Raw genomic sequence first — 22,419 nt, 5'->3', positions numbered from 1 at the left:
GGTCGGGGCAGCGGCGGTGGGGCGTGCCTCTTCGGCGGCACCCGAGGGGTCGGCGCCGAACGCATCGAAGACGCGCGGCAGCAGGGTGCGGAATTCGAGGCGCGCGAAGATGTCGCGCACGGCCTGGGTGTCGATGGGCTGCAGCACCAGATCGGCGGGGCGCACGGGCAGCTCGACATCGCGGAGCAGGCGGTTCAGCGCGCGGTTGCGCTTGACGTCGTCGAGGTGCTCGCGCAGGTTGTTGCCCACGACACCCGTGACCTTGTCGGCGTTCTCGAGCAGCGCCTCGAGCGACCCCCACTGGGTCAGCCACTTCACGGCGGTCTTCTCGCCGACCTTGGGGACGCCGGGCAGGTTGTCGCTCGTCTCGCCGACCAGGGCGGCGATCTCGGGGTACTGCGCCGGCGGCAGGCCGTACTTCTCGACCACGGCGTCGGTGTCGTAGCGCTTGAGCTGCGAGACGCCCTGCACGTTGGGGTAGAGCAGCGTGACGTCATCGGTGACGAGCTGGATCGTGTCGCGGTCGCCCGAGCACACGAGCACCGAGAATCCCTCGTCGGCGCCCTCGGTGGCGAGCGTCGCGAGGATGTCGTCGGCCTCGAAGTCCTCTTTCGTCAGCACCGGCACGTTCATGGCGCGCAGGCAGTCCTGGAGGAGGGGGATCTGTCCCTTGAACTCGGCCGGGGACTCGCTGCGGTTGGCCTTGTACTCGGTGTACTCGCGCGTGCGGAACGACTGCCGCGACGTGTCGAAGGCCACGGCCAGATGGGTGGGTTTCTCGGCCTTGACGAGGTTGACGAACATCGACAGGAAGCCGTAGATGCCGTTGGTGTGTTGGCCGTCCTTCGTGGAGAAGTTGTCGACGGGCAGGGCGTAGAACGCCCGGTAGGCCAGCGAGTGGCCGTCGACGACGAGGAGAGTAGGCTTTTCGGCATCCGTCACTCGTCCAGCGTAACGAGAACCACGGACACTCCCCCGGCCCCGGCTCCTCGAAGGCGACGATGACCTCCACGACCCCCGACACCACCCCCGGTCTCGACTGGGCGAAGGAGCGCGGAATGGGCGCCCTCGCCGAGAAGATGGGCATCGAATGGGTGGAGTTCTCGGTCGAGCGGAGCGTCGCCACGATGCCCGTCGAGGGCAACACGCAGCCGGTCGGTCTGCTGCACGGCGGCGCGTACGTCGTCCTCGGCGAGTCGCTCGGCTCGATGGCCGCCAACCTCTACGCGGGCGCCGGACGACTGGCGGTGGGCATCGACATCAATGCCACTCACACGCGCTCGGCGACCTCCGGCGTCGTGACCGGCGTGTGCACCCCGATCCACCTCGGCCGCTCGCTCACGGTGCACGAGATCGCCGTGTCCGACGAGCAGGGTCGACGCTGCTCGACGATCCGCATCACGAACCTCATCAAGGACGTCCCGGTCTCCTGAGGCCGGAAACGAGAAATGGATGCCACCGCGGTGGCATCCATTTCTGACGAGGGTCGCGTCAGCCCTTCTTGGGGGCGAGCTGCTCGATGATGGCCTTCGCGACGTCCTGCATCGTGAGGCGACGGTCCATCGACGCCTTCTGGATCCAGCGGAACGCCTCGGGCTCGGACAGGCCCATCTTCTCGTTCAGCAGGCCCTTGGCGCGGTCGACGAGCTTGCGCGTCTCGAAGCGCTCGACCATGTCGGCCACCTCGGCCTCGAGCGTGATGATCTGCTCGTAGCGGGCCAGGGCGATCTCGATCGCGGGCAGCAGGTCGTTCGGCGTGAACGGCTTGACCACGTACGCCAGGGCACCGGCCTCGCTCGCACGCTCGACGAGCTCCTTCTGGCTGAACGCCGTCAGCAGCACGACCGGCGCGATGTGGTTCTTGCTCAGCTTCTCGGCGGCGCTGATGCCGTCGAGCTGCGGCATCTTGACATCCATGATGACCAGGTCGGGGCGCAGCTCGGTGGCCAGCTGCACGGCGGTCTCGCCGTCTCCGGCTTCACCGACGACGTCGAAGCCGTTGTCGCGCAGGATCTCGACGATGTCGAGGCGGATGAGCGACTCGTCTTCCGCCACGACGACGCGACGGGGGGCGGTGGGCGCGCTCACCGGCGCGGCTTCGTGATCTGTCACGGTTCCATCCTAAGACTGTGGCTGGAGGATCACCCTGTACGGCGACCTCGATGTGCGACGCCGTGCGGCGCCGCGGGGGAAAAGGATATCGGGTCGGCTCCCCTGCGAGAGCCGACCCGTCATCGTGCCGGTGGTGGGACTCGAACCCACACGTCCTTTCGGACAGAGCATTTTGAGTGCCCCGCGTCTGCCATTCCGCCACACCGGCATACGTGCGTGATCTCCCAGACTACTGGCAGATCCCGCACGCGACGATGCGCGCCGGCGGTCGCCGGCGCGCATCATCGGGTCAGTTGTCCTGGTACCCGGGAGCGGCGCCGTGCACGGCGTCGCCCACACGGTGCACGCGCAGGTCGTTCGTCGAACCGGCGATCCCGGGAGGGGAGCCGGAGATGACCACGACCTTGTCGCCGACCTTCGCGAGGTCGTGCGACAGGAGGTAGTCGTCCACCTGGAGGAACATCTTGTCGGTGTGCGACACGTGCTCGACGAGCGTGGAGCGCACGCCCCACGTCAGCGCCAGACGGCGGCGGATGCCGGGCTCCGGTGTGAACGCGATCATCGGGATCGTCGACCGCAGACGCGACAGGCGGCGCGCGGAGTCGCCCGACTCGGTGAAGACGCACAGGTACTTCGCGTCGACGAAGTCGGCCACCTCGACGGCGGCGAGCGTGATGGCGCCGCCCTGGGTGCGCGGCTTGTTCGTCAGCGGCTGGATGCGCTCGAGGCCGTGCTCCTCGGTGGAGGCCACGATGCGTGCCATGGTCTCGACCACGACGACGGGGTAGGAGCCCACGCTCGTCTCGCCCGAGAGCATGACGGCGTCGGCGCCGTCGAGCACCGCATTGGCGACGTCACTGGTCTCGGCGCGCGTGGGCACCGGGTTGGTGATCATCGACTCGAGCATCTGGGTGGCGACGATGACCGGCTTGGCCATGCGACGCGACAGCTCGACCGCGCGCTTCTGCACGATCGGGACCGCCTCGAGGGGAAGCTCGACGCCGAGGTCGCCACGGGCGACCATGATGCCGTCGAAGGCGTCGATGATCTCCTCGAGGTTGTCGACCGCCTGCGGCTTTTCGATCTTGGCGATGACCGGGATGTACCGACCCTCTTCGCCCATGATCTCGTGCACGCGCTCGATGTCCTTGGCATCCCGCACGAACGACAGCGCGATGAGGTCGGCACCGGCCCGCAGGCCCCAGCGCAGGTCGGCCTCGTCCTTGTCGCTCAGGGCGGGGACGTTGACGGCGACACCGGGCAGGTTGATGCCCTTGTTGTTGGACACCGGGCCGCCGACGATGACCTTGGTGGTCACGACGGTGCCGTCGGTCTCGACGACCTCGACGCGGACCTTGCCGTCGTCGATGAGCAGGAAGTCGCCCGGCTTGACGTCGTGGGGCAGGCCCTTGAACGTCGTGCCGACGATCTCTTTCGTGCCGAGGATGTCCTCGACGGTGATCTTGAAGATGTCGCCGGGCAGCAGGTCGTGGGGGCCGTTCTCGAACTTGCCGAGACGGATCTTCGGGCCCTGCAGGTCGACGAGGGCGGCGACCGGGCGGCCCGCGTCCTCCGCCGCCTTGCGGACGTTGGCGAAGTTGGCATCGTGCACGGAATAGTCTCCGTGGCTCAGGTTCAGTCGGGCGACGTCCACCCCGGCGTCGATGATGGCGCGAACCATCTCATACGACGACGTGGCGGGCCCGAGGGTTGCGACGATCTTGGCGCGTCTCATCCGTTTTCAAGCTCCGTGAGGATATTCGGGAAGTGGCCGATCGGCCCTTGCCAGCTTAGGCGGGCAAGAGGCCGATGGCGACATCGGTCGGACGCACGGGTGCAGGCAGCACCGTCTCGCCCATCAGGAAGGTGTCGACCTCGGCGGCCGCGGCGCGGCCCTCGGCGATCGCCCACACGATGAGCGACTGGCCGCGCCCGGCGTCACCGGCCACGAACACGCCCGGGGCGGTCGTGGCGTAGGTGGCGTCGCGCTCGACGTTGCCGCGCGCGGTGAACTGCGCGCCGAGCTGCTGCTCGAGGTGCTCGCGCTCGGGGCCCGTGAAGCCCATCGCGATGAGCACGAGGTCAGCGGGGATCTCGCGCTCGGTGCCGCTCTTGGGGACGCGGCGACCGTCGAGGTACTCGGTCTCGGCCACGCGCAGAGCACGCACCTCGCCCGCCTCGTTGCCGAGGAACTCCACGGTCGAGGCCAGGAAGGTCCGCTCCCCGCCCTCTTCGTGCGCGGAGGCCATCTCGAACAGGTTCGGCATCATCGGCCACGGCTGCTCGGCGGGACGCTCGGACGGCGGCTGCTTGCCGATCGCGAGGTTCGTGACGCTCAGCGCGCCCTGGCGGTGGGCCGTGCCGATGCAGTCCGCGCCGGTGTCGCCACCGCCGATGACGACGACGTGCTTGCCCTCGGCGGAGATCTGCTGCGGCACCTGGTCGCCCGCGACGGCCTTGTTGCCCTCGACGAGGTACTCCATGGCGTAGTGGACGCCGTCGAGGTCACGGCCGGGGATCGCCAGGTCGCGCGGGACGGTCGACCCGGTGGCCACCACGACGGCGTCGTAGCGGGCGCGCAGGTCGCTCCACGAGATGTCGGTGCCGATCTCGACGCCCGCGCGGAAGCGCGTGCCCTCGGCCTGCATCTGACGCAGACGGAGTTCGAGGTGGCGCTTCTCCATCTTGAAGTCCGGGATGCCGTAGCGCAGCAGCCCGCCGATCCGGTCGTCGCGCTCGTACACGGCGACGGTGTGGCCGGCGCGCGTGAGCTGCTGGGCGGCGGCGAGGCCGGCGGGGCCGGAGCCGACGACGGCCACCGTCTTGCCGGTGAGGCGCTCGGGCGGCTCGGGCTCGACCCAGCCGTTCGAGAACGCCTCGTCGATGATCGAGACCTCGACCTGCTTGATCGTCACGGCGGGCTGGTTGATGCCGAGCACGCACGAGCTCTCGCACGGAGCGGGGCACAGCCGCCCGGTGAACTCCGGGAAGTTGTTCGTCGCGTGCAAGCGTTCGATCGCGGAGCGGCCCTCGCCGCGCCACGTCAGGTCGTTCCACTCCGGGATGAGGTTCCCGAGCGGGCAGCCCTGATGGCAGAACGGGATGCCGCAATCCATGCAGCGACCGGCCTGGCGGCGGATGACGGCCTGGTCGCCCGGCTCGTACACCTCTTTCCAGTCCATGATCCGCACGGGGACGGGACGACGCGGCGGGAGCTCCCGCTGCGTGGTCTTCAGAAAGCCCTTCGGGTCAGCCACCCGTCACCTCCAGAATGCGCGTCCAGACGGCCGCGCTGTCGGGGTCGAGCCCCTCGGCGACGGCTTCCTGGCGGGTCTGCAGAACCGCGGCGTAGTCGCGCGGCAGGACCCGGACGAAGTTCTCCACCTCGACCTCGAAGTCTGCGAGCAGACGACGGGCGAGTGTGGAATCGGTCTCGGCGACGTGCTTCTCGAGCAGGTCGCGCAGCATCTCGGCATCCCCCGATCCGAGGGGGCCGAGTTCGAGCTCACCGGAGGCCACGGCCTCACGGTTGACCAGGTCGGTCTCGAGCTTGTAGACGTAGGCCTGCCCCCCGGACATGCCCGCGCCGAGGTTGCGGCCGGTCGCGCCGAGGATCACGGCGAGACCACCGGTCATGTACTCGAGCGCGTGGTCGCCCACGCCCTCGACGACGGCGGTGGCGCCGGAGTTGCGGACGAGGAACCGCTCGCCCACGACGCCGTTCAGGAACATCTGGCCCTGCGTGGCGCCGTAGCCGATGACGTTCCCGGCGATGACGTTCTCGGACGCGTCGAACGTGGACCCGCGCGGCGGACGGACGACGATCTTGCCGCCCGAGAGGCCCTTGCCCACGTAGTCGTTCGAGTCGCCCTCGAGGCGCAGCGTGATGCCCGACGGCATGAAGGCGCCGAACGACTGCCCGGCCGAACCGGTCAGTCGGACGTCGATCGCCCCGTCGGGGAGACCGTGCTCGCCGTGCGCCTTGGTCACGTGGTGGCCGAGCATCGTTCCGACGGCGCGCGCGGTGTTGCGCACGGGGAGCTCGATCGTGATCTGGCCGCCGTGGGCGACGACGTCCTGCGCGCGCTCGATGAGCTGCACGTCGAAGTGCTCCTCGAGCTCGTGGTCCTGGTTGCGGGCGTGCTTGCGCGGCTCGTCGTCGGCGAACCGCGGACCCTCCAGGATCGGGGCGAGGTTCAACCCGCGCGCCTTCCAGTGCTCCACGGCGCCGTTGACGTCGAGGAGCTCGGCGCGGCCCACGATCTCATCGATCGAGCGGTAGCCGAGGGCCGCGAGGTACTCGCGCACCTCTTGAGCGATGAACTCCATGAAGTTCACGACGTACTCGGCCTTGCCGGTGAAACGCTCGCGCAGGACGGGGTTCTGGGTCGCGACACCCACGGGGCACGTGTCGAGGTGGCACACGCGCATCATGATGCAGCCCGAGACCACCAGCGGCGCGGTGGCGAAACCGAATTCCTCGGCACCGAGCAAGGCGCCGATGATGACGTCGCGGCCGGTCTTCATCTGACCGTCGACCTGCACCACGACGCGGTCGCGCATGCCGTTGAGCATGAGCGTCTGCTGCGTCTCGGCCAGACCCAGCTCCCACGGCGTGCCGGCGTGCTTGAGCGAGTTCATCGGGCTCGCGCCGGTGCCGCCGTCTTGTCCGGAGACGAGGATGACGTCGCTCAGGGCCTTCGCCACGCCCGCGGCGACCGCACCGATACCCGACTGGCTGACGAGCTTCGTGTGGATGCGGGCCGACGGGTTGGCGCGCTTGAGGTCGAAGATGAGCTGCTTGAGGTCTTCGATCGAGTAGATGTCGTGGTGCGGAGGCGGCGAGATGAGTCCGACGCCCGCGGTCGCGTGGCGCGTGCGCGCCACCCACGGGTACACCTTGGTCGGCGGCAGCTGACCGCCCTCGCCGGGCTTGGCGCCCTGGGCGAGCTTGATCTGGATGTCGTCGGCCTCGGTCAGGTACAGGCTCGTGACACCGAATCGGCCGGATGCCACCTGCTTGATGGCGCTGCGCCGCTCGGGGTCGAGCAGACGGTCGACGTCCTCGCCGCCCTCGCCGGTGTTCGACTTGCCGCCGATGCGGTTCATCGCCACCGCGAGGACCTCGTGGGCCTCTTGCGAGATGGAGCCGTAGCTCATCGCGCCGGTGGAGAAGCGCTTCACGATCGCCGAGACCGGCTCGACCTCGTCGATCGGCACGGCCGGGCGCTGACCCGTGCGCAGCGAGAACAGGCCGCGGAGCGTCTTGAGCTCGTGCGCCTGGTCGTCGATGAGCTGCGTGTACTCGCGGAAGATGTCGTACCGGCGCTCGCGCGTGGCGTGCTGCAGACGGAACACCGTGTCGGGGTTGAACAGGTGCGGTGCCCCGTCGCGACGCCACTGGTACTCGCCTCCGGTCCACAGGCGCTCGTGTGCCCGAGCCGCAGCGTCCTCGGGGTACGCGTACTCGTGCCGGGCCGCGTTCTCGGCCGCGATGACGTCGAGCCCCACGCCGCCAAGCTTGCTCTCGGTGCCGGTGAAGTAGGCCTCCACGAACTCGCGCGAGAGCCCGACGGCCTCGAAGACCTGGGCGCCCGCGTACGAGGACACGGTCGAGATGCCCATCTTCGACATGATCTTCAGCACGCCCTTGCCGAGCGCGTAGATCAGGTTCTTCACGGCCTTTTCGGGCGTGACACCGGTGATGAAGCCGGCGCGCACGAGGTACTCGACGGTCTCCATCGCCAGGTACGGGTTGACCGCCGAGGCGCCGTACCCGATGAGGGTCGCCACGTGGTGCACCTCGCGCACGTCACCGGCCTCGACCACGAGACCGACCTTCATACGGGTCTCTTTGCGGATGAGATGGTGGTGCACCGCGGCGAGCATGAGCAGCGACGGGATGGGCGCGAGGTCCTTGTTCGAGTCGCGGTCGCTGAGCACGATGAACTCGGCGCCGTCCTCGATCGCGTGGTCGACCTCGGAGCACATCTGCGCGATGCGCTTCTGCATGCCCTTGTGGCCGGCCTCGACGCGGTACAGGCCGCGGATCGTGACCGACGAGCGCCCCGGCAGGGCGGTGTCGATGTGCTGGATCTTGGCGAGCTCGTCGTTGTCGATGACCGGGAAGTCCAGGGTCACGGTGCGCGTGTGCTCGGGACCCCAGTCGAGGAGGTTGCGCTCGGGGCCGAGACCCAGCGACAGCGAAGTCACGACCTCTTCGCGGATCGAGTCCAGCGGCGGGTTGGTGACCTGCGCGAACTGCTGGGTGAAGTAGTCGAACAGCAGCCGCGGGCGCTCGCTCAGCACCGCGACGGGAGCGTCGCTGCCCATCGCGCCGAGGGGCTCGGCACCGTTCTGCCCCATCGGGGTCAGCAGGATGCGCACCTCTTCTTCGGTGTAGCCGAAGGTCCGCTGGCGGCGGGTGATCGAGGCGATCGGGTGGACGATGTGCTCACGCTCGGGCAGTTCCGACAGACGGACGCGGCCCGCGTCGAGCCACTCCTGCCACGGCTCGAGCGTCGCGAGCTGCTTCTTGATCTCCTCGTCCTCGACGATGCGGCCCTGGGCCGTGTCGACGAGGAACATGCGTCCGGGCTGCAGGCGGCCGCGCCGCTTGATGCGGTCGGGAGCGAAATCGAGCACACCGGTCTCGGACCCGATGACCACGAGTCCGTCGGTCGTCTCGGTCCACCGGCCCGGTCGCAGACCGTTGCGGTCGAGGGTCGCGCCCACCAGCGTGCCGTCGGTGAAGATGAGGGCGGCGGGGCCGTCCCAGGGCTCCATCTGCATGGAGTGGTAGTCGTAGAAGGCCCGCAGGTCGGGGTCGATCGTCGCCTGCTTCTCGTAGGCCTCGGGCACCATCATCATGATGGCGTGCGGCAGGCTCCGACCGGTGAGGGTCAGCAGCTCCAGCACCTCGTCGAAGGATGCCGAGTCGCTCGCGCCCTCGGTGCAGATGGGCAGCAGGGGACGGACGTCGCCGATGAGCTCGGACTCCAGCTGCGACTGGCGCGCGCGCATCCAGTTGCGGTTGCCCTTGACCGTGTTGATCTCGCCGTTGTGCGCGAGCATGCGCAGCGGCTGGGCGAGCGGCCACGACGGGAACGTGTTCGTGGAGTACCGGGAGTGCACCACGGCGAGTTCGGAGACGAACCGCTCGTCCTGGAGGTCGGGGTAGAAGGGCTCGAGCTGCAGAGTCGTGACCATGCCCTTGTAACCGAGCGTGCGACTGGACAGCGACACGAAGTACGCGTCGAGCTCGTGACGAGCGCGCTTGCGCAGCCGGAACACGCGGCGGTCCAGCGCGATGCCCGAGAGCGCGGGCTGGTCGCCCACCGCGGGACGCGCGACGAAGAACTGCTCGAACGCGGGGCGCGCCTCGAAAGCGAGCTTGCCGAGGTTCTCGGGCTCGACGGGGACCTCGCGCCACCCGAGCACTTCGAGGTTCTCGTGACGGGCGATCTCTTCGATGCCCGCCTTCTGCGCGGCGCGCTCGTCGTGACCGAGCGGCAGGAACACCATTCCCGCGGCGTACTCCCCCACCGGCGGCAGGTCGAAGTCGACGACCGCGCGCAGGAACGCGTCGGGCATCTGCGTGAGAATGCCCGCGCCGTCACCGGTGCCGGCGTCGGATCCGATGGCGCCGCGGTGCTCGAGGTTGCGCAGCGCCGTCAGCGCCAGGTCGATGATGTCGTGTCCGGGCTCGCCACGGAGCGTCGCCACCATGGCGAGGCCACAGGCGTCCTTTTCGAACGCCGGGTCGTACATGCCCTGCCGGGCGGGGAAAGCGCCGCCGACGGCGCCGGAACGGGAGCTCGAAGCCATACCAACCGTCCTCATGTTGATGCTGCGAATGGGACGACGTCGGCCCAGGGGGTTACTTCGTGGCGGGGCTGCTTGTGGCGCTGGTGCCGACGGTGTCGTTCGTCGCGGGCGGTTCGCTCACATCGACGAAGTCAGAGGGGTCGGTTGAGTCTACAGCGCCCGGAGCCTTCGACTCGCGCCCGGGGACGTACGGCGAGGGCTCGAGACCGTGGTGCCGGCGCGACTGGACGACGAAGATGACCAGGCCGAGCACGACACCGAAGATGGCGGCCCAGACGTTCGTGCGCAGGCCCAGGATGATGTCGCTGGGGTCGATCCGGATGGATTCCCACACGGTGCGGCCGGCGCTGTACCAGATGAGGTAGATCGCGAACTGCTTGCCCCACTGCAGTGTGAACTTCTTGCCGACCCACAGGATCACCGCGGCACCGAGCAGGTTCCAGATGACTTCGTAGAGGAAAGTCGGCTGGAAGAGGGTGCCGGCTGGCAGTCCGACGGGGATCGCGGAGTTGCCCGGGGCGATCTCGAGGCCCCACGGGAGGTCGGTGGGCTGACCGAACAGCTCCTGGTTGAACCAGTTGCCGAAACGGCCCATGGCCTGCGCGATGATGAGGCCCGGAGCCAGCGCGTCGGCGAAGGTCCAGAACCGGATGCCGGTCCACTTGCAGCCGAGGTACGCGCCCACCGCGCCACCGATCAGCGCGCCGTAGATCGCGATGCCGCCCTCCCAGATGGCCCACACGGAGCCGGGCTGGGTGATGTTCCACGGGTTCGACCCCGGCCCGAAGTAGAAGCCGAGGTGCGTGACGACGTGGTAGATGCGCGCGACGATGATCGCGAGCGGCACCGCCAGGAGGCAGATGTCGATGACGACCCACTTCTCGGCCCCGCGTCGGGTCAGGCGCGCGTTCGTGAGGAACACGGCCACGATGATGCCCGCGACGATGCACAGGGCATAGAAGTGGATGCGCAGCGGCCCGAGATCGATGTAGGAGATCGAGGGGCTCGGGATGCTGGCGAGCACGCCGGAAGCGGCGCTCGAGAGGGCGAACGTCATGCAGACGAGTCTAGGCGCGCCGCACGGTGCCCGCGGACAGCTCGCGCGCGAGGGCGCGCAGCGCCTCGACGCCGCCGTCGCGCAGCGCCTTGACCAACGCGGTGCCCACGATGGCTCCGTCGGCGTACTCGATGACCCCGGCGACCTGCTCGGCGTTGGAGATCCCGATGCCGACGCACGCGTGGGCGGCGCCGTGCGCGCGCAGACGTGCGACGAGGCCGCGGGCCGCGGCATCCAGCTGGGTCCGCTCCCCCGTGATCCCCATCGTCGAGACCGTGTAGACGAAACCGGTCGAGGCGCCCACGATCATCTCGAGGCGTGCGTCGGTGGAGGTCGGGGCCGCGAGGAACACGCGGTCGAGACCCGATCGCTCGCTCACGGCGATCCATGCCGCCGCGGCATCGGGCGTGATGTCGGGCGTGATGAGGCCCGCTCCGCCGGAGGCCACGAGGTCGTCGGCGTAACGGTCGATGCCGTACTGCTCGACGAGGTTCCAGTACGTCATGACGAGCACCGGCACGTCGGTGCGCGCGGTGACCTCGCGGATGATCGTGAAGAGGTCGCGCATACGGAAGCCGTTGGTGAGGGCCGTCTGCGTGGCTTCTTGGATGACGAGGCCGTCCATCACGGGGTCGCTGTAGGGCGGGCCCAGCTCGATCACGTCGACGCCGGACTCCGCCAGGGCCACCGCGGCCTCGATGCTCGTCGCCACGTCGGGAAACCCGGCGGGCAGGTAGCCCACCAGGGCGCCGCGGCCGGCCGCGTGGGCGGCGTCGATCGCCGCCGAGACGCGCGAGGTCACAGCTCGACCCCCGCACCGCTCGCGGCCTCGGGCGCGGCCTGCACGTCGACGGGCGAGCCGGGCGCATCGGCGACCTTCTCGGCCGCGTGCGTCGGGGACGCGGCGCCGGATGCCTCGGGAGCGTGCTCGGCGTCATAGAGGTCGAAGTACCGCGCGGCGGTGTCCATGTCCTTGTCGCCGCGACCCGAGAGGTTCACCGCGATGATGGCATCCGGACCCAGCTCGCGACCGATGCGCAGGGCTCCGGCGAGGGCGTGGGCGGACTCGATCGCGGGGATGATCCCCTCGGTGCGCGAGAGGAGCCGCAGGGCTTGCATCGCTTCGTCGTCGGTCGCGGGGATGTACTGCGCGCGGCCGATGTCGGCCAGCCACGCGTGCTCGGGCCCGACGCCGGGGTAGTCGAGACCCGCCGAGATCGAGTGCGACTCGGTGGTCTGGCCGTCCTCGTCCTGCAGCACGTAGGTGCGCGCGCCGTGCAGCACGCCGGGGCGCCCGCGCTCGATCGACGCCGCGTGGTGGGGGGTGTCGACGCCGTCTCCGGCCGCCTCGACGCCGTAGAGCGCGACGCCCTCGTCGTCGAGGAACGCGTCGAACATGCCGATCGCGTTCGACCCGCCGCCGACGCACGCGAAGACCGCGTCGGGGAGGCGCCCGAGACGCTCGAGGAACTGCGCGCGCGTCTCTTCGCCGATGACCTTCTGGAAGTCGCGGACCATCGCCGGGAACGGGTGGGGTCCGGCGGCGGTGCCGAAGATGTAGTTCGTGGTCTCGACCGTGGACACCCAGTCGCGGTACGCCTCGTTGATGGCATCCTTCAGGGTGCGCGAGCCGGTCGTGACCGGGATCACCTCGGCGCCGAGGAGGCGCATGCGGGCGACGTTGAGGGCCTGGCGCTCGGTGTCGACCTCGCCCATGTAGACGACGCAGTCGAGGCCGAACAGGGCCGCCGCCGTGGCGGTGGCGACGCCGTGCTGGCCGGCGCCGGTCTCGGCGATCACACGCGTCTTGCCGAGGCGCTTGGTCAGCAACGCCTGCCCGAGCACGTTGTTGATCTTGTGCGAGCCGGTGTGGTTGAGGTCTTCGCGCTTGAGGAAGATGCGGGCCCCGCCCGCGTGCTCGGCGAAGCGCGGAACCTCGGTGAGCACCGACGGCCGGCCGGCGTAGTCGTGCAGGAGCACGCGCAGCTCTTCGAGGAACGCGGGGTCGGCCATCGCCGACTCCCACACCGCCGTGAGCTCGTCGATCGCGGCGATCAGCGATTCGGGCATGTAGCGGCCGCCGAAGTCACCGAAGAACGGTCCCTTCTGGTCGCGCAGGCTCACGGTGGTCATGGGGTCTCCTGGAGGAAGGCGCGCAGGGTCGCGACCGGGTCCCCGGTCACGAGTGCTTCGCCCACGAGGACGACGTCGGCGCCGGCGGACCGGTAGTGCGCGACGTCCGCGGGGGCGAGGACGGCCGACTCGGCGATCTTGATCGCATCGGCGGGGAACGAGTCGGCGAGGCGACCGAACAGGTCGCGGTCGAGCTCGAAGGTCGAGAGGTTGCGGGCGTTGACGCCGATGAGCTTTGCGCCCAGGTCGGCGGCGCGCGCGAGCTCGTCGGCCGAGTGGGTCTCGACGAGAGCGGTCATGCCGAGGTCGAGGGTGAGGGCGTAGAGCTCGGCCAGGGTCTTCTGGTCGAGGGCTGCGACGATGAGCAGGACCAGGTCGGCGCCCGACGCGCGGGCCTCGAGCACCTGGTACGCGGTGGCGAGGAAGTCCTTGCGCAGCACCGGCACCGACACCGCGGCGCGCACGGCCTCGAGGTCGGCGAGGCTGCCCTTGAACTTGCGGCCCTCGGTCAGCACCGAGATCGCCGAGGCACCGCCCTCTTCGTAGAGGCGTGCCTGGCGGGCGGGATCGGGGATCGCCGCGAGATCGCCGCGGGACGGGCTCGCGCGCTTGACCTCGGCGATGATCTTCACCCGGTCAGCGGGCGCCAGCATCGCCAGCGCATCGCGCGCGGGAGTCTGCGCGAGAGCGTCGCGCTCGACGGCGGCCAGCGGACGCGCCTGGGCGCGCCGTTCGGCGTCCTCTACCGCTCCGGCCGTCAGATCGGCCAGCACGGTCAGTGCGCCTTCGACTGGTACTTGTCGCCTGTGGCGCCGTAACCGGCCTTCGACATGGCCCACCCGACGATCGCGCCCACGATGAGCAGACCGACCGAGGCCCACACGAGAACCGGGAGATCGAACCAGAAGAACAGCGTGCCGAGCGTGATCGCGGCGAGCATGATGATCACGGCCGTCCAGGCTGCGGGCGAGTGTCCGTGGCCGGGATCGCCGATGGGGTTGCTCATGGGGCTCCTTCGAGTCGCGCGCGGGCGCGGGTGACAGCGTGCATCCAGTCTATCGAAACGGGCGGGTCGGGCCCGCGCCGACGTCTCGACGTCGACCGAAGACGCGACTCACGCCGTCGGGTCGTCGCCGCGGGAGAGGTCGTCCCACGAATCGATCGCGTCGTGCGGACGCGACCCGTCGGCGGGAGCGTCGGTGGCGGTGCGGTACTTCCGGTCGGCGCTCCCCCGCCACCCCCGCGCCGAGACCAGAGTGAACACGGCCGCCGCCGCGAGGAGCAGCTGTGCGAGCAGCGTCACCACGGGCCACGGAGTCAGCGACATCGACGAGACGAGGTCGGCCACGGCATCCACTCCCGAGATACCGGTCGCGTCGGTGACCGTCGCGGCCGTCGCCGACACCGGCAGCGTCAGCACGACCTGGGCCGTCGCGACGCCGACCACCCCCGCGATCGCGAGAGCGAGGGCACCCAGGACATAGCGCAGGATCGGGCCGACGATCGACAGGGCCGCACCGAGCGCGAGAGCGGCGAGACTCAGCGGGGTCAGCACCGGAACGGCGTCCGACCCGGGCACGGGGAGCGTCTGCTGCGCGCCGTCCGCGAGCGTGACATCGATCCAGGTCTGGGTGGAGGCGATGACGCCGAGAGCTCCGGCCAGGAGCATCCCGACGACGGCGAGCGAACGCGCTCGACGCATCACCGCTCCCCCACGACGGGTTCGAGGTCGGTCGCGTCGAAGCACGTGTGGTCGCCGGTGTGGCACGCGGCACCCACCTGGTCGACCTCGATCAACAGGGTGTCGCCGTCGCAGTCCAGACGTGCGCCCTGGACGATCTGGACGTGGCCCGACGTGTCGCCTTTGCGCCAGTACTCCTGACGTGAACGCGACCAGAACGTGACGCGGCCGGAGGTCAGCGTGCGGCGGAGGGCTTCGGCATCCATCCACCCGACCATGAGCACTTCGCGCGTGTCGAACTGCTGGACCACCGCGGTCACGAGGCCCTGGGCGTCGTACTTCACGCGTTCGAACGCGGTGACGTTCATCGGCGCACCTCGATCCCCTCGGCCGCCATGGCGTCCTTGACCTGGCCGACCGTGAGCTGGCCGGAGTGGAAGACGGATGCCGCGAGCACGGCGTCCGCGCCGGCTTCGACGGCCGGGGCGAAGTGCTCCAGCGCGCCGGCGCCGCCCGAGGCGATCACCGGGACCGCGGCGACCTGGCGCATCAGGCGGACGAGCTCGAGGTCGAAGCCCTGCTTCGTGCCGTCGGCGTCGATGGAGTTGACCAGCAGCTCACCGGCCCCGCGTTCGACGGCCTCGCGCGCCCACTCGAGGGCGTCGAGCGTCGTCTCGGTGCGTCCGCCGTGCGTCGTCACGACGAAGCCGGAGGGGGTGGATGCCGCGCGCTTCACGTCGAGCGAGAGCACGATGACCTGCGCGCCGAAGCGGTCGGCGATCTCGTCGACCAGTGCCGGTCGGGCGATCGCGGCGGAGTTGACGCCGATCTTGTCGGCGCCGACCGAGAGCAGGCGGGCCACGTCGTCGGTGGAGCGGACTCCGCCGCCGACGGTGAGCGGGATGAACACCTGCTCCGCCGTGCGGCGGACGACGTCGTACGTCGTGGCGCGCTCGTCGACCGTCGCGGTGACGTCGAGGAACGTGATCTCGTCGGCGCCCTGGTCGAAGTAGACCTTGGCGAGCTCGACCGGGTCGCCCATGTCGCGCAGATCCAGGAAGTTCACGCCCTTCACGACGCGACCGGCGGCCACGTCGAGGCAGGGGATGATGCGGCGGGCGAGCGTCATCAGAGCCTCGCGGCGAGGATCTCGGTCACCAGGATCGCCCGGGCGCCGATGGCGTAGAGCTCGTCCATCACGCGGTTGACGTCGCGGCGCGGGCTCATGACCCGGACGGCCACCCACTCGGGGTCGCGCAGCGGCGAGATCGTGGGCGACTCCAGGCCCGGGGCCACCGCGATCGCTCGATCGATGAGGGCCGCGGGGAGGTCGTAGTCGACGAGCACGTACTTCCGGGCCGCCAGCACGCCGCGCAGACGCCGCAGCAGCGTCTCGGTGCCCGCGACCTCCTGCGGTCCGGCGATGAGGACGGCGTCGGATTCGAGCAGGACGGGCCCGAAGATCTCGAGCCCCGCCTGTCGCAGCGTCGTGCCGGTCGAGACCACGTCGGCCACGGCATCCGCCACGCCCAGCTGCACGGCGGACTCGACCGCGCCGTCGAGCGGCACGATGTCGACGGCCACGCCGCGCTCGTCGAGGAACGCGTCGACCAGGCCCGGGTAGGCGGTCGCGACGCGCAGACCCTGCAGGTCGTCGACGTCGGAGAAACGGCCGGGGCGTCCGGCGAAGCGGAAGGTGGAGCCGGCGAAGCCGAGCGACTCGACCTCGCGGGCGCCGGGCATGCGGGCGTCCAGCAGCAGGTCGCGGCCGGTGATGCCGACGTCGAGCGCGCCCGAGCCCACGTAGGTCGCGATGTCGCGCGGGCGGAGGTAGAAGAACTCGACCTCGTTGACGGGGTCGACGGTGTACAGGTCTTTCGAGTCGCGACGTCCGGTGTAACCGGCCTCCGAGAGCATCTCGGCGGCGGTCTCGGCGAGCGACCCCTTGTTCGGCACGGCAATTCGCAGCATGACGGGGGCTTTCGTGTGAGGTGAGCGTCGGGGGTGCGGGAGCGGCTCAGAGATGTCGGTAGACGTCTGCGAGCGTCAGGCCCTTCGCGAGCATGAGCGTCTGGAGGTGGTAGAGCAGCTGCGAGATCTCTTCGGCTGCCGCCTCGTCGGACTCGTACTCGGCGGCCATCCACACTTCGGCGGCCTCCTCGACGATCTTCTTGCCGATGGCGTGCACGCCGGCATCGAGCTGAGCCACCGTACCGGAGCCGGCGGGGCGCTCGACGGCCTTGGCGCTGAGCTCGGCGAACAGGTCGTCGAAGGTCTTCACGTTTCCAGGGTATCGGGTCGGCGGTGCCCCGGCTGCCGGGAGCCAGGCGGCGGGCGTGCGGGCGGTGTGCGCGCGGCTGCCGGGCGGGGCGTCAAGAGAGCGATAAACGCATCCTGCACTGAGACACGCGCGCTGCGAGCGTTTCCCGGTGCAGGAAGCGTTTATCGCGGCGAGGGCGACGGATGCCGCGGCGGAGGCGCCGGGATCAGTGGTGGTGGCGGGCGGCGGAGGCGCGCAGCGCCTGGATCGCGCGGTCGGGGTCGTCGGCGCCGAAGACCGCGGAGCCGGCGACGAACGTATCTGCCCCGGCTTCGGCGGCCTGGGCGATCGTGGACTCTCCGATGCCGCCGTCGACCTGCAACCACACGCTCGACCCGCGACGACGGGCCTCGTCGGCGAGGGCGCGGAGCTTGGGCATCGTCTCGGGCATGAACGACTGGCCGCCGAAACCCGGCTCGACCGTCATCACGAGGATCTGGTCGAACTCGTTCAGCACGTCGAACAGGTTCTCCACCGGGGTCGCCGGCTTCACGGCGACGCCCGCGCGCGCCCCGATCGAGCGCAGCCGCCGAGCCAGAGCCACGGGCGACGCCGCGGCCTCGAGGTGGAAGGTGACGGATGCCGCGCCCAGCTCGGCGTACTCCGGCGCCCACCGGTCGGGGTCGTCGATCATCAGGTGCACGTCGAGCGGGACGGGGCTCGTCTCCTGGATGCGACCGACCATCTGCGGACCGAAGGTGAGGTTCGGCACGAAATGGTTGTCCATGACGTCGACGTGCACGAAGTCCGCCCCCGAGATGCGGGCGAGCTCCGCCTGCATGTTCACGAAGTCGGCGGCGAGGATGCTCGGATTGATGCGGGGCACGGTTCCATTATCGGCGCCGGGTCCGCCGCACCCTCGCGTGAGGGGTCAGAAACTGTCGCTTGGCTTGCGCGCAGGCGACAAATCTTGACCCCTCACGCGTCACGACACGCGGCGCAGGAGGGCGATCGACATCGCGTCGGTGCCGTGGCGGTGGGGCCACAGTTGGGCGCGGAGCGAACCGTCCGACTGCGCGGGGAGGTCGATGTCGGAACCGGCGATCTCGCGCACGACCGCGCGGGCGTCGAGCTCCTCCACTGCGTCGCCGAACTCGCGGCGCACCTCGGCGAGCACACCGGAGGTCTCGGCGAGGTGCGGAGAGCACGTCACGTAGGCGAGCACTCCACCGGGCTTCAACGCGCCCAGACCCGCACGGACGAGATCGAGCTGCAGCGCGGTGAGGTCGGGCACGTCGGACGGCGTCTTGCGCCACCGCGCCTCGGGGCGTCGGCGCAGAGCCCCGATCCCCGTGCACGGCGCGTCGACGAGGATGCGGTCGTACTCCCCCGCGGTCCGTGCCGCGCGGTCGCGCCCGTCTTCCTCGGTCACCTCGACCTCGAGCGGGACGGATGCCACGGCCCGGCGCACGAGCCCGGCCCGGGCGGGCGAGATCTCGTTGGCATCCAGGTGCGCACCGCCCGCGAGGGCCTCGGCCGCGAGGAGCGCCGTCTTGCCGCCGGGACCCGCGCACAGGTCGAGCCACCGCTCCCCCGCCTCGACGGGCCGGAAGCGGCTCAGGGCCAGGGCCGCGAGCTGCGATCCTTCGTCCTGCACGCGGATGCGCCCGCCCGACGAACGGATGAGCGCCTCGGGGTCGCCGCCGCGGGTGGTGAACGCGGTCGGCGCGAACCGGGCGGGCCGGGCGTCGTCCGGGATCTCGGCGAGCCCCGGAAGGGCGATCATCGCCACCCGCGGAGCGTCGTTGTCGGCGGCGAGGAGAGCGTCCAGTTCGTCGGCCCGTCCCTCGGCGGACAGCGCGCGCCGCAGCGCCCGGACGATCCACACGGGATGCGCGCTCTGCAGCCCCAGCCGTTCGTCGTCGCTCCGTGCGCCCTCGGTGATGCGGTCCATCCAGTGCCCCGGCGTCTCGCGCGACACCCGGCGCAGCACGGCGTTGGCGAACCCCGCCGCACCACGTCCACCGCCGTGGCGACGCGCCAGCTCCACCGACTCGTTGACGGCCGCGTGGGAGGCCACCCGCGTCGACAGCAGCTGGTGCACGCCCAGACGCAGCGCGTCGAGCACCGGAGGGTCGATCCGGTCGACGCTGCGATCGGCCGCGGCCGCGATGATCGCGTCGTACGTGCCGCGCCGTCGCAGCGTGCCGTACGTCAACTCGGTCGCGAGACGGGCATCCTGGGCGTCCAGCTTCGCCCGCTCGATCGCGTGCGGCAGCAGCAGATTGGCGTACGCCTCGTCGGCGGAGACGGCCCGCAGCACGTCGAAGGCGACCGCCCGTGCTCCCTGGACGCTCATGATCCGAGCACCGGCTCGCTCGTGCGCAGCCCGCGGAACCACGAGCCCGCGTCCATCGCCCCTCTACCCGCAGGCTGCACCGACTCGAGCCGGAGAGGTGTCGTCGCCGTGCCGACCAGGATCTCGCGCCCGGATGCCACGACTCTCCCCGGCGGGAGGGGCGGTGCCGCGCTCGCCGCGGCCCGCAGGACCTTGAGCCGCGCGCCCTCGAACGTCGTGTGCGCCCCCGGCTCGGGGGTGACGCCCGCGATGCGCGCGAGGAGGCTCTCGGCGTCCAGGGCGAAGTCGAGGGCACCGTCGGCGAGAGTGAGCTTCGGTGCGAGGGTGGGCTCGCCGCTCTGCGGCACCGCGACCGCTGTGCCGGCGGCGATCCCGTCGACCACGCGGGCCAGCAGCGGCGCGCCGATCTCGGCCAGGGCGTCCAATACCTCGCCCGCGGAGGCGTTCTCGGGCACCGTGTAGCGCTCCTCGGCGAAGACGTCGCCGGCATCCAGCTCGGCGACCAACTGGAACACGGCGGCTCCCGTCTCGCGGTCGCCGGCCATGAGTGCCCGCTGCACGGGAGCGGCGCCGCGCCAGCGCGGCAGGAGCGAGAAGTGCAGGTTGATCCACCCGTGCGTCGGGGCCGACAGCAGCGGCTCGCGCACGAGCCCGCCGTACGCGACGATCACGCCGAGCTCGGGACGCAGGGCGGTGATGCGGCCGGTGGCCTCGGCATCCAGTCGGTCGGCCTTGATCGTCGGCAGGCCCAGCTCGTCGGCGGCCTGGGCCACGGGCGACGGGGTGAGCACGCGTTTGCGGCCCAGGGGGGCGTCGGTGCGGCTGACGACCGCGGCGATCTCGTGCGGCCCCTCGGCCAGGGCACGGAGAGAGGGGACGGCGACGGCGGGGGTGCCGGCGAAGACGAGGCGCATGGTTCTCCTCACGCTTCGGATGCGGGTGGGTGGGACCGGGGCGGCGGCGCTCAGAGGTCGGGCTCGGGAAGATCGAGCCGCACTCTGAGTGTATTGCGAGGCCTCGGGCCGCGATCCTTCGTCGACTTGCGTGCCCGCAGCGCGTCGGCGATGACCCCGGCCCGCAGGGCCTCGGCGACGGCGCGTCCGTGGGCGTAGTCGAAGCGCACCAGCGCGCGCGAGGTCGGTGCATCGGGTGCCGTCGAGGTGTCGACGGGGCCGAGGACGGCGAGGGCGTCCAGATCGGGCACGCTCTCGCGCAGCTCGGCCAGCAGCGTGTCGACACTGCGGGCGTGTCCCTCGACGCTCGCGACCCGCACCGCCGGGGGCATGCGCAGCGGCGCGCGGTCGGCCAGCTCGGCGCGCGCGTACGCCGGCTGCGTCCAGGTCGCGAGCGCCCGCGCCACCGGACCCGCCACGCCGACGAGGTGCACGGGCGCGCCGGGAGCGGCGAGAGCGGCCGCGTTCGACCACCAGCGCAGGCAGTGCTCGCCGACGCGGAGCGCCTCGTTCTGCAGCATGCGGTCGCCGTCGAGCAGGATCACGGCGCGGTAGCCGCCGCGCGCGAGCGGCTCGGCTCCGCGCGTGGCGATCACCAGTGCCGGGGCGGCATCCACTTCGGCCACGGGGTGGGCGCCGTCGGCGATGATGACGCGGGTGTTCGGGAACGCCCGGCCCAGCTCGTCCGCCGTCCGCTCGCTTCCCGACGACGACATGCGCAGCTTCACCGAGCCGCAGTGACCGCACGTCCAGGCGTGGGCGCTGCGCCCGCACCACGCGCACACGGGCACCGCGCCCGGACGGGCCGCGCGCAGCGGACCGGCGCAGTGGGCGCACCGGGCCGGACGACGGCAGTCCGCGCACACGAGCGACGGGGCATACCCCGGGCGGGCGACCTGCACGAGCACAGGACCCAGGGCCAACGCCTCTTGCGCCGCGGCGAACGCCGACGACGGCACGCGGGCGGTGCGCTGCTCCCCCTCGCGCGTCGCACTGAGCACCACGCGCGGACTGACCCGCCGCTTCGGCGCCGCCTCGCGCACATAGCCGACCTCGACCAGACGCTGCACGTCGGTCGTGCGGGTGTGCCCCGCGAAGACGAGCGCCGAGCCCTCCAGCTCTTGCCGCACGAGCGCGGCATCCCGTGCATGCACGCCGGGCGCCAGGGGCTCCGACAGCAGCGAGTCGCCGTCGTCCCACAGCGCCACCAGGCCGGTCTCGTGGGCGGGGGCGTACACCGCCGACCGCCGTCCCACGACGATCACGGGCACCGGCGCCAGGGTGCGCAAGAACTGGGCGTACCGCGCCGGGCCCGACTGATCTGCGTCGTCGCGCACGATCGCCTCGGGCGGCACCAGATCGGCCAGCGCCGCCATGAGCTGTGCCTGGTCGCGGTAGTCGGGCACGACGAGCACCGCGCTCCTGCCCCGCGCGAGCGTGCGCACGGCCGCAGCCGCGAGCAGATCGGCCCAGGCCCCCCGCGGCAGGTCGCCCGAGGGATGCGGAGGAGCGTCGACGGCGACGCGCTCGCCGCCGTCGAGGGCGTCGATCAGGCCCGCGTAGGGCGTCAGCAGCGACTCGGCGCGCGCGAGCGACTCGGGCGGCACGACGGGAACCGTGGATGCGGGCGCGGCCAGCCACGCCTTCTCGGCGCGCACCATGCGCTTGGGCACGGCCAGGCGCAGGATGTCGCTCACCGACCCCGCGGCGCGATCCGCGACTCGGCGCGCGAGCGTGTACAGCCGTTCCGGCAGCACCGCCATCGGCGAGACGACCGCCTCCACCGACGACAGCGGGCGCTCACTGCCGTCGTCGGGCACGACCTCGACCACGAAGGCATCCATCATCCGGCCCGCCGAGCGCAGCGGGACCTTGACCCGCACGCCCGGGGCCACCTCGCCCACGAGCGGGTGCGGCACCGCGTAGTCGAACAGCCGATCCAGCTGCGGCACCGGCGAATCCAGCTGCACCCGCGCCACGCGCCGGGCGCTCACGTGCGCCGCCGGGGCACGGCGTCACCGCCGCAGTGACGCGGCC

Annotated in this window: 20 protein-coding genes and 1 tRNA gene; 1 reads left to right on the top strand and 20 read right to left on the bottom strand. The window is 70.9% G+C overall.

All coding sequences use genetic code 11. The annotated features are described in order from the left end of the window. The coding region (locus FE256_RS06380; protein ID WP_289508578.1) for a 5'-3' exonuclease at nt 1–942 on the bottom strand (942 nt) is incomplete at its 3' end. A gap of 59 nt (nt 943–1,001) precedes the next feature. Between FE256_RS06380 and FE256_RS06375 the strand changes: the two genes are divergently transcribed. Next, the gene (locus FE256_RS06375) at nt 1,002–1,433 is read left to right on the top strand and encodes a hotdog fold thioesterase (protein ID WP_138173901.1); all 432 of its coding nucleotides are present in this window, start codon (nt 1,002–1,004) and stop codon (nt 1,431–1,433) included. 58 nt (nt 1,434–1,491) lie between these two features. Here FE256_RS06375 and FE256_RS06370 read toward each other — a convergent pair whose 3' ends face one another. From FE256_RS06370 to FE256_RS06280, 19 genes are all read right to left on the bottom strand, one after another. Further along, nucleotides 1,492–2,112: an ANTAR domain-containing response regulator gene (locus tag FE256_RS06370; protein ID WP_022877510.1), complete on the bottom strand. Its 621-nt coding sequence runs from the start codon at nt 2,110–2,112 to the stop codon at nt 1,492–1,494. A gap of 125 nt (nt 2,113–2,237) precedes the next feature. Then, nucleotides 2,238–2,320, bottom strand: a tRNA-Leu gene (locus FE256_RS06365). 81 nt (nt 2,321–2,401) lie between these two features. Continuing rightward, nucleotides 2,402–3,847 carry a pyruvate kinase gene (pyk, locus tag FE256_RS06360; RefSeq protein WP_138173899.1) on the bottom strand — a complete coding sequence of 482 codons (1,446 nt, stop codon included), beginning with the start codon at nt 3,845–3,847 and terminating at the stop codon, nt 2,402–2,404. A 55-nt stretch (nt 3,848–3,902) separates the two neighbouring features. After that, entirely contained in the window at nt 3,903–5,369 is a 1,467-nt protein-coding gene (locus FE256_RS06355; RefSeq protein ID WP_138173897.1) for a glutamate synthase subunit beta, read from the bottom strand. After that, entirely contained in the window at nt 5,362–9,939 is a 4,578-nt protein-coding gene (gene gltB, locus FE256_RS06350; protein WP_138173895.1) for a glutamate synthase large subunit, read from the bottom strand. The genes FE256_RS06355 and gltB overlap by 8 nt, the downstream gene beginning before the upstream one ends. A 52-nt stretch (nt 9,940–9,991) precedes the next feature. Next, entirely contained in the window at nt 9,992–10,996 is a 1,005-nt protein-coding gene (gene lgt, locus FE256_RS06345; protein ID WP_138173893.1) for a prolipoprotein diacylglyceryl transferase, read from the bottom strand. 10 nt (nt 10,997–11,006) lie between these two features. Then, complete coding sequence (trpA, locus tag FE256_RS06340; protein WP_138173891.1) at nt 11,007–11,798, bottom strand: tryptophan synthase subunit alpha; 792 nt, start codon at nt 11,796–11,798, stop codon at nt 11,007–11,009. Beyond that, entirely contained in the window at nt 11,795–13,120 is a 1,326-nt protein-coding gene (trpB, locus tag FE256_RS06335) for a tryptophan synthase subunit beta (protein ID WP_252370921.1), read from the bottom strand. Before trpB ends, trpA begins: the two co-directional genes overlap by 4 nt. A 5-nt stretch (nt 13,121–13,125) precedes the next feature. Beyond that, nucleotides 13,126–13,902 carry an indole-3-glycerol phosphate synthase TrpC gene (trpC, locus tag FE256_RS06330; protein WP_138173887.1) on the bottom strand — a complete coding sequence of 259 codons (777 nt, stop codon included), beginning with the start codon at nt 13,900–13,902 and terminating at the stop codon, nt 13,126–13,128. A 2-nt stretch (nt 13,903–13,904) separates the two neighbouring features. Further along, entirely contained in the window at nt 13,905–14,135 is a 231-nt protein-coding gene (locus FE256_RS06325; protein WP_138173885.1) for a DUF6704 family protein, read from the bottom strand. A 108-nt stretch (nt 14,136–14,243) separates the two neighbouring features. After that, complete coding sequence (locus tag FE256_RS06320; RefSeq protein WP_171024237.1) at nt 14,244–14,831, bottom strand: Trp biosynthesis-associated membrane protein; 588 nt, start codon at nt 14,829–14,831, stop codon at nt 14,244–14,246. Further along, a complete protein-coding gene (gene hisI, locus FE256_RS06315; protein ID WP_138173881.1) occupies nt 14,831–15,178 on the bottom strand; it encodes a phosphoribosyl-AMP cyclohydrolase in 348 nt (115 codons plus the stop codon). Before hisI ends, FE256_RS06320 begins: the two co-directional genes overlap by 1 nt. After that, complete coding sequence (gene hisF, locus FE256_RS06310) at nt 15,175–15,939, bottom strand: imidazole glycerol phosphate synthase subunit HisF (RefSeq protein WP_138173879.1); 765 nt, start codon at nt 15,937–15,939, stop codon at nt 15,175–15,177. The genes hisI and hisF overlap by 4 nt, the downstream gene beginning before the upstream one ends. Next, complete coding sequence (hisG, locus tag FE256_RS06305) at nt 15,939–16,781, bottom strand: ATP phosphoribosyltransferase (protein WP_138173877.1); 843 nt, start codon at nt 16,779–16,781, stop codon at nt 15,939–15,941. Before hisG ends, hisF begins: the two co-directional genes overlap by 1 nt. A gap of 46 nt (nt 16,782–16,827) precedes the next feature. Further along, entirely contained in the window at nt 16,828–17,091 is a 264-nt protein-coding gene (locus FE256_RS06300; protein ID WP_022877496.1) for a phosphoribosyl-ATP diphosphatase, read from the bottom strand. 205 nt (nt 17,092–17,296) lie between these two features. Then, nucleotides 17,297–17,956: a ribulose-phosphate 3-epimerase gene (rpe, locus tag FE256_RS06295; protein WP_138173875.1), complete on the bottom strand. Its 660-nt coding sequence runs from the start codon at nt 17,954–17,956 to the stop codon at nt 17,297–17,299. 99 nt (nt 17,957–18,055) lie between these two features. Beyond that, nucleotides 18,056–19,429 (bottom strand): RsmB/NOP family class I SAM-dependent RNA methyltransferase, encoded by a 1,374-nt coding sequence (locus tag FE256_RS06290; protein ID WP_138173873.1) that lies wholly within the window; start codon nt 19,427–19,429, stop codon nt 18,056–18,058. After that, nucleotides 19,426–20,343, bottom strand: a complete 918-nt coding sequence (gene fmt, locus FE256_RS06285; protein WP_138173871.1) for a methionyl-tRNA formyltransferase — start codon at nt 20,341–20,343, stop codon at nt 19,426–19,428. Before fmt ends, FE256_RS06290 begins: the two co-directional genes overlap by 4 nt. A gap of 50 nt (nt 20,344–20,393) precedes the next feature. Beyond that, on the bottom strand, nt 20,394–22,376 hold the full coding sequence (locus tag FE256_RS06280; protein ID WP_138173869.1) for a primosomal protein N' family DNA-binding protein: 1,983 nt from the start codon (nt 22,374–22,376) through the stop codon (nt 20,394–20,396). Nucleotides 22,377–22,419: the final 43 nt, after the last annotated feature.

The sequence above is a fragment of the Microbacterium sp. 5K110 genome, from assembly GCF_005774735.1.
Lineage (GTDB): Bacteria > Actinomycetota > Actinomycetes > Actinomycetales > Microbacteriaceae > Microbacterium.
Note: the sequence above shows the minus strand (reverse complement) of the source record. Positions and strands in the feature narration are given on the sequence as shown.

Excerpts from the sequence above, each read along its gene's own strand:
- fmt (WP_138173871.1), bottom strand. The coding sequence starts at position 20,343 with ATGCGCCTCGTCTTCGCCGGCACCCCCGCCGTCGCCGTCCCCTCTCTC.
- FE256_RS06325 (WP_138173885.1), bottom strand. The coding sequence starts at position 14,135 with ATGAGCAACCCCATCGGCGATCCCGGCCACGGACACTCGCCCGCAGCC.
- hisI (WP_138173881.1), bottom strand. The coding sequence starts at position 15,178 with ATGAACGTCACCGCGTTCGAACGCGTGAAGTACGACGCCCAGGGCCTC.
- pyk (WP_138173899.1), bottom strand. The coding sequence starts at position 3,847 with ATGAGACGCGCCAAGATCGTCGCAACCCTCGGGCCCGCCACGTCGTCG.
- gltB (WP_138173895.1), bottom strand. The coding sequence starts at position 9,939 with ATGGCTTCGAGCTCCCGTTCCGGCGCCGTCGGCGGCGCTTTCCCCGCC.
- FE256_RS06290 (WP_138173873.1), bottom strand. The coding sequence starts at position 19,429 with ATGAGCGTCCAGGGAGCACGGGCGGTCGCCTTCGACGTGCTGCGGGCC.
- hisG (WP_138173877.1), bottom strand. The coding sequence starts at position 16,781 with ATGCTGCGAATTGCCGTGCCGAACAAGGGGTCGCTCGCCGAGACCGCC.
- lgt (WP_138173893.1), bottom strand. The coding sequence starts at position 10,996 with ATGACGTTCGCCCTCTCGAGCGCCGCTTCCGGCGTGCTCGCCAGCATC.
- FE256_RS06375 (WP_138173901.1), top strand. The coding sequence starts at position 1,002 with ATGACCTCCACGACCCCCGACACCACCCCCGGTCTCGACTGGGCGAAG.
- hisF (WP_138173879.1), bottom strand. The coding sequence starts at position 15,939 with ATGACGCTCGCCCGCCGCATCATCCCCTGCCTCGACGTGGCCGCCGGT.
- FE256_RS06320 (WP_171024237.1), bottom strand. The coding sequence starts at position 14,831 with ATGCGTCGAGCGCGTTCGCTCGCCGTCGTCGGGATGCTCCTGGCCGGA.